Consider the following 14,654-nt stretch of genomic DNA (forward strand, 5'->3'; position numbering starts at 1 on the left):
GGCTTCCTCCTTTTCTATCGTGAAGCTGTCAGCTTCGGATGTTCCTTCCTTAGGAATTCGAGCAAATATGCCGCATTCCTTTCGAGACATTCTCCCTGAAGCATTTCTGCGTGACTGCCGCAGCCTTTTTTCACACGGTATTCACCTGTCGTGGCTTCCTCCCACGAAGCGAGCCACGGCGGCATCGCAAAGTCCGGTTCTGACGTTAATAGATCTATATCCGCATTGACCGTGCCGGTGCTGACGGTATGCACGAAATAAGAATAAAACGCGTTTGTTTTTTTGGCGAGACCTTCTTTGACGGCTTCGTCATTCAGCGCTTCGTTATCCCGGTTTACCTTCATCAGCGCCTGGACATCGCTTTCTACGGTGCGGCCTTCCAAGTCGCTGACGCCTTGTTTTTTATAGGAATCAACCATGATCAGCCGCTCCACTTTACGTCCTTCGGATTCAAGCCGTTTGGCTGTTTCAAAGGCGAGCGTGCAGCCTGCCGAGTATCCGAACAGCTTGACCGGTCCTTCCGGCTGGAGCTGATTGATCAGCTCTGTGTAGCGTTCGACGCGGTTGTCTTCCTCGATAAAATCAAACGCACAGATTCTATAGCCGGACAGCTGTTTTGCCAGCGGCTGGTACATCAGCCCGTAACCGAGAACCGGCGGGAACGCAAACAGTGTGTCAGACTGATTTTTATTCATGATGGTGAGATCTTTCATTCCTTTTTCTTCACCGTGAAGCAGATAACCGGCAATGTCTGCGATTGTCGTCGCTTCGAATAACAGCTGCACCGGGATGTCCGTACCGAGCTCTTTTTTAATGCGCGACGCTGCCGTCATCGCTTTTAAGGAATGGCCTCCGAGCGCGAAGAAATCATCATGAATCCCGATCTGCTGTCTGCCGAGAATCTCGGACCAGATGTGTGCAATTGTTTCTTCCGTCGCGTTTCGAGGCCCGATCCATTCTTTCGCCGCCTGAGCCTGATCCGGTTTCGGCAGCTGCCGTTTATTGACCTTCCCGTTTGTCGTTAAAGGAAGCTCCTCTAAGAAAGTAAAGGTTTGCGGCACCATGTAAGCAGGAAGCTGTTTTTTCAAGTGCCTCTTTACGTCTTCAGCTGAAAGCGGCGTCCGGTTCACGAGATAGGCGTTGATTGATGCATCTCCGGACTCATGGCGGTCTGCAACAACGACCGCATCTTTCACACCCGGGTATTCCTGCAGCTGCTTTTCGATTTCTTCAAGTTCAATCCGGTGTCCGCGTATTTTGACCTGGTCGTCAATACGCCCGGCGTATTCAATCGTTCCATCCGGCAGCCATCGTGCTAAATCCCCTGTTCGGTAAAGCGTTTCTCCCGGCTTGAACGGATTTGGGATAAACGTTTGCTTCGTCAGGTCGTGACGGTTCAGATACCCTTTTGATACACCCATTCCGCTGATGCACAGTTCACCGACAGCTCCGAACGGCTGAAGCTGGTTTTGCCTGTTAAGAATATAAATACTTGCATTGCTGATCGGCTTTCCGATCGGCAATGAGGAAATGGAATCCGGTATATCATGCACGACGTGAGCTGTCGCAAACACCGTTCCCTCAGTCGGCCCGTAGCAATTAATCAGCTTGCCAGGCCCCATGATCTCAAGCGCCTTTCTGACGTGAGGCACAGACGCGCGCTCACCCCCGAATAACACACAGCGGAGCCCCTTCAGCCACTCCTCTCCCGCATCGGTGAGAAGATTAAAAAGTGCGGTTGTCGCAAACATGACATTGACATTCTCCTGCCGGATCAGATCAGTGAGCCGTTCTGTATCAAGCAGTGTATGTTCATCTGCGATAATGAGCCGTGCCGCATTCAGGATTGATGCGTAGAAATCAAAGGTAAATGCGTCAAAGGCGTAATTCGAAACAGATAAGAACGTATCTTGTTCAGAAAATGCCATATAGTCTACATGCTTGACCAATCCTTGTATATTGGCATGAGTGGTGATATTGCCCTTCGGCTTTCCGGTTGTGCCGGACGTATACATAATATACGCCGGATCATCGGGATCAATTGCGATTGCAGGATCGCTTGCCTGTTCCTCAAACCGTGCTTGATCATCGATGATGAGTGTTGTTCCTGTATACGGCAGCTGAGCCGCTTTTTCTTCCATCTCCTGATGTGTCAGCAGACAGGCTGCCGCACTGTCTGTCAGCATGTACGAGATTCGGTCCTCCGGCAGCTTCGGATCAACCGGCAGATAAGCCGCTCCCGCTTTTAATACGCCGAGAATGCCGATCACCAGTTCAAGCGAGCGCTTCGTGTACAACGCGACAACGGTGTCTTTACCCGCACCTTGCTTTTGCAAACGGCGCGCAAGACGGTTCGCTTCCTCATCTAATTCGCGATAGGAAAGAGTCTGGCCGGAATACGTAAGCGCCGGTGCATCAGGATTTACATTCACCGCTTCCTTGAACCAATCCGTCAGAGGCTTCGCCTGATGAGTCTGAGCCGGCGGGTTTAAGCCGGTAAGCAGAAGCTCTCTTTCCTTTTCATCAACAAGTCTGATCGTATTGACAGGCTGTTCCGGATTCTGGATGAGCTGCTGAATTGCTGTGAGAAGCTGGGATTTCAAGCGCAGGATAAACGCCTCATCAAACACATTCCCGTTATAGGCAAGCTTAATCAGCATCTCATCACCTGGAGAAGCCATCAGGTTGAGATCATAATTCGATTTCTCAAAAACATGGACGTCCTCCATATCAAAGCCGTTTTCACTGTTCTCCTCATTTTTTGCATCCTGAAGCGGATAATTTTCAAACACAATGATGTGATCAATCAGCTTTGGCTGATCGGCCTGGCTTTGGATGTCATAGAGCGGCACATATTGATGAGGCTCAGACTGCAGCGATTGCTCCTGCAGCTGCTTGAGCAAGCCGTTAAATGTGGTATCCTCAGACAGCTTCACCCGCCTCGGGACAGCATTGATAAACAGCCCGACCATATGTTCAACGCCTTTGATTTCTGCGGGACGCCCGGAAACGACTGTGCCGAAGATCAAATCGCCGGACTGCTGGTAGCGGCTGATTAATACACTCCAAACCGCCTGCAGCGCCGTACTCAAAGTGGTATGCTGCGATTTTGCAAGCTCGGTAAATGCTTTTGTTTCCGCCTCCGGCAGTGAGAAGAGCAGCTCTTTCGGCTCATAGCCGTCCTTTTGTTTCTTTCTTTGCTCCGCAAATGTCGTTTGTCCTTCAAAATCTTCTAAGTACCCGCGCCAGTAATGCAGTGATGCTTGTTTATCCTGCTTTTCAAGCCACTTGATATAGTCTTTATACGGTTTGACCGGCGGCAGGCTGTACGGCTTTTGTTCGCGCAGGGCATTGTACACCTTAAACAGATCCTGCACGACGATGCCGAAGCACCAGCCGTCCAAAATGATGTGGTGGTAGCTCCACACCCATTCAAAGCTTTCTTCCGATTTTTTGAATATGGCTGCCCGCATCGGAATATCCCGCGTCAAATCAAAGCCCTTGATCTTATCCTGTTCTTTGTATTCATTAATTTTGGATGCTTGCTCGCTGCCCGTTAAGTGTGTCAGATCGATTTCTTCTATCTGAAACTGCCGTTTTTTCAATACGACTTGGACCGGCCTTTTTACTTTTTCGTGAATGAACACGGTACGAAATACATCGTACCGGTCCATGATCACATTCATGCTTTCTTCAAGGCATTTGATATTCAAGCTGCCTTTTACTTTCATTGTCATCTGCTCGATGTAAAAGCTTTGGCCGGGATTCAGGAGAGTATGAAACAGCATTCCCTCCTGCATCGGCGACAAATAATACATGTCCTGAACTTGATCTTTTTTGAACTGGCTCATCTGCTCCGCTCCCCCCTTCTGTTAACTGTTTTTGTCACGTTAAATTCTCCTCAAGCATGTCAAAGATGTCTCCCATTTCATCCATCTCAAGATCCTGCGCGCTGAAATCGCTCGGCGTAAATTCTTTCTCCTCTTTGGCCGTGCAATGGCGGATGATCATTAAAAGATTGTCTTTAAACCGCTGCATCTGTGTTTCGACGGTGCTTCTTTCATATTCTTCCTGGTTGTATGAGCAGGAAATGACGAAGCGGCCGCCTGTAACCATCCCGCTGAAGCTCAGTGCGTATAACGCCTCTGACTCTTCGCTGACTTGACGTCCCATATCATATGGAGACGGCTCAAACCATTCCGTTTTCACTTCATTGTCAAACTGCCCCAAGTAGTTAAAACTGATTTCAGGCGTGACGCCTTTTTCTGTTTCATCGGATGACAGATACCGGAGAATCCCGTATCCTACACCTTTATCAGGAACGCGCCGCACTGTCTCTTTTACCGTTTTAATGATGGAAGAGACGCCGTCTTCCTTGCTGATCTGCAGAATCAACGGATATTGGGCCGTAAACCAGCCGACCGTCCGTGAAATATTGACGTTCGGTATGATTTCTTCCCGGCCGTGTCCTTCTAAGTTGATGCCGACTTTGCCGTTTTCCGTCCATTCACCGATCGTTAAGCCGAGCGCGCTGAGCAGAATGTCGTTGATTTCCGTTCCGTACGGATGATGAACATCTGTCAGCAGCTGTGCCGTTTCTTCCTCAGTTAATTCACATTTCACGGCCGCCGTATGTTTGACGAGCCGTTTTGTCGGCTCATGGTCTTTCGGCAGCGGCCGGAGTTCTTCCGCATCTGCCTGCGCCCAATAAGCCGCCTGCTTTTTCAGCTCTTCTGATTGCGCAAACGTGTTCAGCGCCTCCGCCCAATCTTTAAAGGAGTGGGTTTTTTGCGGGAAGACGATGCTGTTTTGCTGCTGCGCCTGTTTATAACCTGAAGCGAAATCCTCAAGCAGAATTCTCCATGAAACCCCGTCCACGACGAGATGGTGAACCGCGATTAACAGATGATCGCCTTGTTCTGTCCGGTATTGCTCGGCTTTTAACAGCGGGCCGTTCTCCAGATCAAAACTTCCCTGAAGATGATCGGCAAGCCGCTGAATCTGGCTTTTCAGCATATCCTCGTCCGTTCCGTACAGATCAACGATTTCAAAGCTTGCCTTGCATTCTGTGACAGGGAGGTATGTCTGAATGATGCCTTCCCTTTCTTCACGGTAAACCATGCGGAGTGTATCATGGTGTACAATCAATGCTTGCAGGGTTTTTTCCACCAGGTCCGGATCAAAGCCGTCTTTCGCATGAAGCATGACGGATTGGTTCCAGTGGTGTTTGTCGGTAAAGTTTTTCTCAAAGAACCAGCGCTGGATCGGCGTTAAGTCCGCTTCGCCTTCGACAGGTCCCTGGTCGGCCTGCTTGCCTTCCGTCCGCTCCACATAAGAGACGAGCTCTTCGATGGTCGGGTGCTGGAAGAGATCTTTCATCTCCAACTTGTAGCCGTGCTGGTTCAGGCGGCTCGCCATTTGGATGCCTTTGATCGAGTCGCCGCCGAGCGTGAAGAAATTATCGCTTACGCCGATCTGATCAAGACCGAGCACTTCCTGCCAAATGTCGGAAAGCAGCGTCTCCATTTCCGTTTCCGGCGCTTTATACGCGGCGCTTCCCGCTTCAATGTCCGGTTCCGGCAGGGCTTTTTTGTCAATCTTTCCGTTTGCGGTGACCGGAAGCTCGTCCATCTCCACCCAGAACGCCGGCACCATGTAGTCAGGCAGCGTGTCTTTCAGCGCGGCTTTGAGCGCTTCAATATCGTTCTGCTGAGGCGCGACATAGGCGCAAAGCGCGGTATTGCCCGCTTTGTCTTCCACAGCCGTCACCGCTGCGTCATGAACGTCCGCAAGCTGGGCGAGACGGACTTCGATTTCTGAAAGCTCGATCCGGTAGCCCCGCACTTTGACCTGCTGGTCGATACGGCCGATGTATTCGATGCCGCTCTGCGCGTTCCATTTGACGAGGTCGCCGGTCCGGTACATGCGCTCGCCGGGCACGAACGGATCTGCGGTAAACCGCTTCGCCGTTTCTTCTTCACGGTTCAGGTATCCGCGTGCCAGACCGCGGCCGGCCACGCACAATTCACCGGCAATGCCTTCCGGCTGTACCTGATCTCCGTCGCCGAGAATATAAGCTCTCGTATTGGCAATCGCCCGTCCGATCGAAAGCGATCCTTCCTCAGGATTGATGACGCCGCTTGTCGCGACGACGGTGTTTTCCGTCGGGCCGTAGTTGTTGACGATCGTGTACGGCTGTTTCACCGCCCGCTTCAGCTTGTCGCCGCCGACGAGAAGCATGCGGAGAGAGGTATTTTCCAGCTCCATAAATTGTTCGGCCAGCTGCGTCGGCAGGAAGGTGATGGTCACGCCGTTCTCCTCGAAATAGTGATTTAAGCGGGTGATATCCAGCCGGATCGCCTCGTCAATGACGTGAAGCTCCGCGCCGATGGTCCATGTCGGGAACATCTCCCAGATGGAGGCGTCAAAACCGAAGCCCGCGTATTTGGCGCTTTTATCATCCGCCGTCATGGCGAATGCGTCGTGATGCCAGAAGCACAGGTTCACAAGCGCATGATGTTCGACCATGACACCCTTCGGCTGTCCGGTCGTTCCTGACGTGTAAATCATATAAGCGAGATGATCCGCCGTTGTTTCCGTCTGCGGGTTCGCTTCATCGTTTTCATCAAGCGGCAGGCTCAGAATGGAGCGTCCGCCGTCAAGCAGAATCGTTTCACCTTTGTAGCCATCCGGCACGTCCAGCGCTTCCTGTGTGAGAAGAAGCTTGGCGCCGCTGTCCTGCAGAATGTAGCTGATCCGCTCTTCCGGGTAATCGGGGTCAATCGGCACAAATGCCGCGCCCGCTTTCAGGACGCCGAGTACGCCCGCGGCCATTTCCAAGGACGGTTTCGTTAAAATGCCGACACGTTCGTCAGCCGTGACGCCGCAGTCCATGAGAATGCGCGCGATCCGGTTCGCCCTTGCGTTCAGCTCGCCGTACGTCCATTTCGCGCCGTTGTATGCCGCGGCCGGCCGGTTCGCGTAGCGGGCGGCCGTTTCTTCAAAGAGACGATGAACCGTTTTGTCCCGCGGCACAGGAATTGTTTTTCCTTTCCATGCGTCAAGAAGGGCTTGTTTTTCAGTATCGCTGATCAGTGAAATCTCAGGCAGCTTTCTGTCCGGGCTTTCCGCCGCTTGCTTCAGAATCCGCAGGAACCCGGCGCTCCACTTTTCAATGGTTTCTTTTTTAAACAGATCAGTCGCATATTCAAACTGAAGGCCGAGACCTTCTTGATCCGTAAAACCGCCGAGTGTCAGATCGAATTTCGCCGTGCCTTGGTTTGACTCATACGGAGTGATGCGCAGGTTCTCCAGTTCCAGTGTTTCTTTATCCGGATCTTCTGTCGTCACCATCACCTGGAACAACGGGTTGCGGCTCATATCTCTCGGCAGGTCAAGCTTTCCGATCAGATCCTCAAACGGATAATCCTGATGCGCCAGCGCGTCGAGATTGGTTTGTTTCACCCGTTCGAGCAGCCCGGCGAAGGTCTGCTCTTTTCGCGTTTCATTGCGAAGCGCAAGCGTATTGACAAACATCCCCGGCATTTCCTGAACTTCGGCGCTCGTTCTTCCGGCGGTCACCGAGCCGATAATGATATCGCGCTGCCCCGTGATTTTGCTCAAAAAGACATGGAACGCGGCGTGAAGCACCATATGAAGAGTCGCTCCCGATGATTCCATTAATTCACGCACCGCTTTTTCCGTTTCACGCCCCGCTCTGAAACGGACGGATTGTCCTTTAAAACTTTGAACCGGCGGACGGGGAAAATCGGTCGGCAGATTCAATTCAGGAAGCTCGCCGGAAAATGCGGAGAGCCAATAACGTTCATGGTCTTTCATCCGTTCGGCCTGCCCGGGTTCATTCTGCCAGACGGCGAAGTCTTTATAGTGCAGGTTCGGCGACGGCAGACTTCCGCCTTTGTAAAGGTGAGCGAGCTCTTTGACCAGCATGCTTCTGGACACGCCGTCGGCAATAATATGATGCATATCCAGCAGCAGCAGGTGTTTCTTTTCATTCAGTCTGACAAGAGCGGCCCGAATGAGCGGAGCCGCGCTCAGATCAAACGGCTTAATGAATGCCTGAATGATAAGATCCGCTTTCTCCTCGTCCGCTGCTTCAAAAATGTGCAGGTCAATGTCAGCCTGTTCTGCGATCTTCTGCATCGGCTGGCCTTTTTGATCGATAAAGGACGTCCGCAAAGATTCGTGGCGATTGATCATCTGATTGAGCGCTTCCTGAAGCCTTGAAATATTGACTTCTCCTTCCATCAGAAGAACGGACGGCATATTATAGCTGATTGTCTCCCGGTCAAGCTGGTTCAGGACGTACATCCGTTTTTGGGCGGATGATAACGGGTACGCGTCTGCACTGTCTGCCGGTGTGATCATCCGATATCCCTCAGATACCGCCGATTTTTCGATATATGCGGCAAGCAGGCGGACAGTCGGCTGTTCGAACAGCGCTTTTAACGGAACCGTTTTGTCCAGTTCAGCCTGAATATTGGCGAGGAGCATCATGCCTTTTAAAGAGTGCCCGCCGTAATCGAAGAAATTATCGTCGATGCCGAGCGTATCCGTACCGAGTGTCTGTTTCCAAATGCGGCACAGCTTTTCCTCCAATTCCGTTTCCGGCAAGGCTGAAGCTGTTTGCGCCGTTTGGCTGACGCCCGGTTTCGGGAGGGCGTTTTTATCGGTTTTTCCGTTGGCTGTGAGCGGAATGCGGTCTACCTGCACGAAATAAGCCGGAAGCATATGAGACGGCAGTGTTTCGGAAAGCCGTTTGCGAAGCTCAGAGCCTTTCAGCCCGCTGTCGGCTTTATAGTACGCGCACAGTTCCGGCAGCCCGCCTTCGCTGACTGCGAGAACGACCGCCTCCTGAATGCCGTTTACGCTTAACAGCACAGTTTCAACCTCTTTTAATTCAATGCGGTAGCCCCGGATTTTCACTTGATCATCCGCACGGCCGATAAATTCAATCGTCCCGTCAGAAAGCCTGCGGACGACATCTCCCGTTTTGTACATCAGGCTGTCCGGTGAAAAAGGATTTGAGAGAAATTTCTCCGCCGTCAGCTGCGGACGGTGAAGATATCCTCTGGCAAGCCCCTTCCCGGTAATATAAAGCTCGCCGCTTGCGCCCGGAGGAACGAGCTGCATTGCTCCGTCCAATACAAGCGCGCCGGTATTTGCGATCGGGCGGCCGATGACGGGACGCTGCTCATATTGATCAAGACGCTCCATATTGATCCGTTCCGCAATGGCGCCGATCGTCGTTTCCGTCGGCCCGTAGTGATTGATGAAGTCGGTATGGGCGTATACGTCATGAAACTTGCGGACATCGGACGTGATGATCTTTTCTCCGCCGAGCACCACTAAACGAAGCGGGCTGAAACGGCGTTCTGACGTAAAACGGGCTGTGTTGACGATCATATGGAACAATGACGGCGTCAGTTTCATATACGTAATGCCGTTTTTCTGTATATACTCACCAAGCTGATCAGGCGCGGTGTACGTCTCTTTCGGCACAATGTGCAGCTCGCCGCCCGCCTGAAGAATCGGGAATATGGCCGTATAGCCGAGATCAAATGCGTAAGAAGACAGCAGCACGGATTTGTCAGCTTCGGTCAAACCGGCTTCACGGCTGAACCATGTAACATAATTGATTAGATTGCGGTGCTCCAGCTGGACGCCTTTCGGTTTGCCCGTTGTTCCCGAGGTATAAATGATATAGGCAAGCTGGTCGGCGCCGGGCTCCGTTTCAAGCCGGTCGGCGCTTTCGTTCTGCCATTCTCCGTCTTCCATTACGACCGTTTTTCCTTTATAAACGGCGGCCGCGGTCATGTTTCTCTCATTAACGACCAGAAGCTTCGTTCCGCTGTCTTCAAGAGAGTAGCGGATTCTCTCTTCAGGGGTCTCCGGATCAATCGGGAGAAATGCCGCTCCGGCTTTCATGACGCCGAGAATCGCGGTAATCAAGTCGGCCGAACGATCCATCATAATGGCCACGATGTCCTCACTGCCCGTTCCGCAAGCCTGAAGGTGGCGGGCAAACCGGTTCGAGCGTTCATCAAGCTCACGATATGTCAGACTTGTGCCGCCCGCAACCGCCGTGAGATCAGGCGTTTTTTGCGCTTGCCGTTCAAACAGCGAAACAAAAGTGCCCTCAGGCAGATCCGCTTCCGTCCGTTTTTCATCAGAAAGGAGCGCTTCCCGCTCAGGAGCGGACAGCAGGCTTGCGTCGGACAGCTGAATATCCGGATTTTCAGCGCAGGCTTTAATCAGATTGACAAAATGAGCGCTCCAGCGGCGGATGGTTTCGTCCGCAAATAAGGCTTTCGCGTAATCAAAGCTCAATCCGACCTCTTCTCCGCGCTCAGCCGCTTCTAAGGATAGATCAAATTTAGCGACATGATGATGCATGGAGTAAGAAGAAATCTCCAAATCTCCGAGCCGCAGGGCCGGGATCTCCATGTTCTGCATATTAAATAACACGCTGAACAGCGGACTCCGGCTTGTGTCCCTCGTTAACGGCAGTTTTTCAATTAATTCTTCAAGCGGATAGCTTTGATGCTCAAAAGCTTGAAGGCTCGCCGTTTTCACTTCATCCAGAAATTGCTTGAACGTTTTTTTGCCGGCAGGATGCGACCGAAGCGCCACAGTGTTGACAAACATGCCCGGCACGTCTTGGAGATCAGGATGCTGTCTTCCGGCCGCCGGAGACCCGACTATGATGTCTTCCTGCCCCGAATATTTGGACAGCAGCACTTGAAAAGCGGCTAACAAGAACATGTACATCGTCGTATCCGTATCAGCCAGCAGCTTCTTAATCTGCGCCGTCACCTGTTTATCAAGCCCGAAGATGACGCGTTCCCCTTCAAAACTGCGCTCGGCAGGACGCGGGAAATCAAGCGGCAGATCCAGCACCGGCAGATCGCCTTTGAACGTATCAAGCCAGTAAGCTTCGTGCTGATCGAGATTTGCTTTTTCACGCTGCCAGACTGAAAAATCCTTATAATGAATCTTTGGCAGCTCAAGCTCCGTGCCTTGATAAAGCTTCGCAAGATCACCGATGAAAATGCCCATTGAGCTTCCGTCCGTAATAATGTGGTGCATGTCAATCAGCAGAAGATGCCGATCTTCTTCAAGCCGGATCAGCTTCGAACGGACCAGCGGCGCATGATTGAGCGCAAACGGCCTGATAAAGGCTTTTGTCAGCTCTTCTGCATCTTCTTCCCGGCCCTCGGCGGTTTCAAGCTCGAACGACACATTTTTATGAATGGTCTGCACGACTTCTCCATCTGCCATGTCAAACGACGTACGCAGTGTCTCATGACGGTTGATTAATGCCTGCATGGCCTCTTCAAGACGGTTTTTGTCTACTGATCCTTCCAGCAGAAGTACAGCAGGGACGTTGTAGCTCGTGCTGGCCTGTCCGAGCTGATTAAGGATATACATCCTGCGCTGTGCTGAGGAAACAGGATAATGCTTCTGATAAGGCGCTTGTCGGATCGGTTCAAACTGCTGTTCCTCCTCGCTCTCATGCTCCAAATAATACGCAAGCTCCTGAATGGTCGGCTTTTCAAATAACACTTTAATCGGCACTTCTTTTTGAAAGTGTTCCTGGATTTTAGCGGTCATCATCATAGCTTTTAAAGAATGTCCGCCAATCGTGAAGAAATTGTCAGTCACACCCGCTTTTACACCGAGAATGCCTTCCCAAATGTCCGCGAGTTTCTGCTCCGCTTCCGTTTTCGGCGCTTCGTATTCTTTTTGAACGGCTTCAGCCTGAGGCTCAGGCAGCGCTTTTTTATCAATTTTTCCGTTCGCCGTCAGCGGAAACTGATTCATCTGGATGAAGTGCGCGGGAATCATGTATTCCGGAAGTGATTCCGAAAGCGTTTTGCGCAGGTCTTCCGGCGAAAGGGCTTGGTCTGCGGTAAAGTAAGCGCAGATTTCATTTTCATCCGCTTTATTTTTCCGGATCACAGCCGCAGATTCCGTCACATTCTCCGCCTGGCTGATTTTCGCCTCGATTTCGCCGAGCTCGATTCTGAAACCGCGGACCTTTACTTGATTGTCAATTCTGCCGAGAAACTCGATCGTGCCGTCCGGAAGCCACTTCGCCAAGTCCCCCGTCCGGTATATCATTTCATCCGGTCTGAACGGATCGCGGACAAACTGCTTCTCCGTTAGTTCAGGCAGATTCACATAGCCTCTTGCCACTCCGCTTCCGCCGACGCACAGCTCACCGGGAGCGCCGATCGGCTGAAGGTTGCGGTTTTCGTCCATAATGTACGCAGTGGAATTTCCGATCGGCTTCCCGATCGGGATCGAGCCGTCGTAGTCCTGATCAATGAGAAAACTCGTCGAAAACGTCGTATTCTCCGTCGGCCCGTAGCCGTTCCAAAGCGACAGCTCCGGTGATGCCTTCCTCACTTTGCTGACGATATGCGGCACAAGCGCATCACCGCCGATGATGAGGTGCCGGAGCGTGTTAAACATGCCGGCATCCTTTTGGGCAAGCTGATTAAACAGCGGAGACGTCAGCCACATGGTCGTGATCCGCTGCTCTTTCAGAAATTGGGCGAATTGTCCGGCGTCAAGCAGCGTCTCTTTTTTCACCGGGTGCAATGACGCTCCGTTCAGCAATGCGCCGAAGACTTCGAAGGTTCCGGCATCAAAGCTGACGGCTCCCGTTTGCGCCATCCGGTCTTCTTCATGAACCGGCACGTAATTCGAATGTTTGACGAGCCTGATGATATTTCTGTGTTCAATCATGACGCCTTTCGGTTTGCCGGTCGATCCGGATGTATACATGATATACGCCAAGTCGTTGCCGCCGGCCGGAAGATTCAAGTCTGTTCCGCTTACCGTTTCATCCGCGCTTTCATCCAGCATGACGACCGGGACTTGCAATGCGCCCGCTTGTTCTTGATATGCCTGAACCGTCAGCACGAGCCGAATCGAGCTGTCTTCCGCCATAAAGCGGAGACGGTCCTCCGGAAAAGCCGGATCAATCGGCACATATGCGCCGCCTGCTTTTAGGACGGCAAGCATTCCTATAACGGTTTCCGCAGACCGGTCGTTCATAATAGCGGCGGTCCGGCCTTTTTCCAGCCCGCTCTTCACAAGGCGTCTCGCCAGGCGGTTGGCCGCTTCGTTCACTTCACGGTAGGTCCATTCGCGTCCCGCTTCTTTTATTGCGCTGCTTGCAGGCGTCCGGTTTGCCTGTGCTTCAAACAAACGGTGAACGGCCTCCTCTTCCGGAAGCGCCGTTTTCGTATCATTGAATACCTCAACAATCTGCCGCTCTTCTTTGCCTGAAACAAGGCCGAGTTCCCGCACAGGCGCGTCAGGCGTTCCGACCGCGGCTTTCATCATGCGGGTCAGATGGTGCGCCGTTCGTTCGATGGCATCATGAGCGAAAGCCGCTCCATTGTATTTGATTTTGACAGTCCACGTTTTTCCCGGATACACGATGAGATTGAAATCAAAGCTCGTCTGCTCAAAAGCATGTTCAACTTTAATGGAAAAGCCCAGTCTTTCCTCCATGCCCCCGTTTTCCAGCTCTTTGTCCAGCGGATAGTTTTCAAACGCGACCAAATGATTCAAGAGGCTGCCGTCCAGGGCGGAGCGCTTTTGAATGTCATAGAGCGGCACATAATCATAGCGCTCGGCTTCCACGGCGTTTTTCTGAACTGCCGCCATCACGTCCGAAAAGGCTGCATCTTTGTCAATCTTGATTCTGACGGGAATCGTATTGATGAACAGCCCCGCCATCGTTTCAATGCCGTTGATTTCTGAAGGACGGCCTGATACGACGGTGCCGAACACCACATCGTCTGTATAGTTGTATTTGCTGAGCACCGCACCCCAAACGGCCTGAAACAGGTTAGGCCCCGTGACTTGATGCCGGTTGGCGGTCTGCTGAATCTGCGCGACCAGCTCCTCATCCCAGACAAAAGAATATTCTTCATTTTGGTAGTCTTTCTTTTCTGCTGCCAGACGGCCCGGCAGCAGGCTCGGCTGTTCGAAATCCGCCAGGCGGCTGCTCCAATATTGTTCCGCCTCCTCATAATCCCGGCCTCCGAGCCATTTGATATAGTCAGAGTAAGGTTTGCCCTGGCTTCCCCCGGCGGGCCGGCCGGCACGAAGCGCTTCATAGTTTTGAAACAGGCTTTTCATCAAAACGCCCATACTCCAGCCGTCCATGACGATATGATGATTGCTCCAGACGAGATACAGCTCCTTCTCACTGAGTCTGAACACCGCCGCTTTAAAGAGAATATCCTTCGCCAGATGAAAGCCCTGCTGCTGCACGCTGCGTTTATAGCGTTCAATATATTCGGTTTGGCGCGCTTCATCTAATTGACTGATATCTTCATAGTGCACCTTCGTCTTCCGCTCCGCCAATACGACTTGGCGCGGTTTTTGAAGCTGCTGGTGCACGAATACCGTACGCAGGATGTCATATGTCCGGATCAGCTCATTGACGCTTTTTTCAAAAAGCTCCAGCTGAAAGCTTCCGTGAATCCTAAGCTCTAATTGTGTGAAGTAGGAGGAAGAATGCGGATCAAGCAGCGCATGATACAGCATTCCCTCCTGCATCGGTGTGAGTGCATACACCTTTTGAATTGATTTTTTGCTCATATGTCACC

The 14,654-nt window shown here is 51.9% G+C and carries 2 protein-coding genes; both read right to left on the reverse strand.

The genetic code is table 11. The annotated features are described in order from the left end of the window. Positions 1-14: 14 nt before the first annotated feature. Positions 15-3,851: a surfactin non-ribosomal peptide synthetase SrfAC gene (gene srfAC / locus MJQ52_RS09735; protein ID WP_071543290.1), complete on the reverse strand. Its 3,837-nt coding sequence runs from the start codon at positions 3,849-3,851 to the stop codon at positions 15-17. A 34-nt stretch (positions 3,852-3,885) separates the two neighbouring features. Continuing rightward, a complete protein-coding gene (srfAB, locus tag MJQ52_RS09740; RefSeq protein WP_434181773.1) occupies positions 3,886-14,646 on the reverse strand; it encodes a surfactin non-ribosomal peptide synthetase SrfAB in 10,761 nt (3,586 codons plus the stop codon). Between the last annotated feature and the right edge of the window lie 8 nt (positions 14,647-14,654).

The organism is Bacillus sp. jun7 (genome assembly GCF_051034795.1).
Taxonomy (GTDB): domain Bacteria; phylum Bacillota; class Bacilli; order Bacillales; family Bacillaceae; genus Bacillus; species Bacillus velezensis.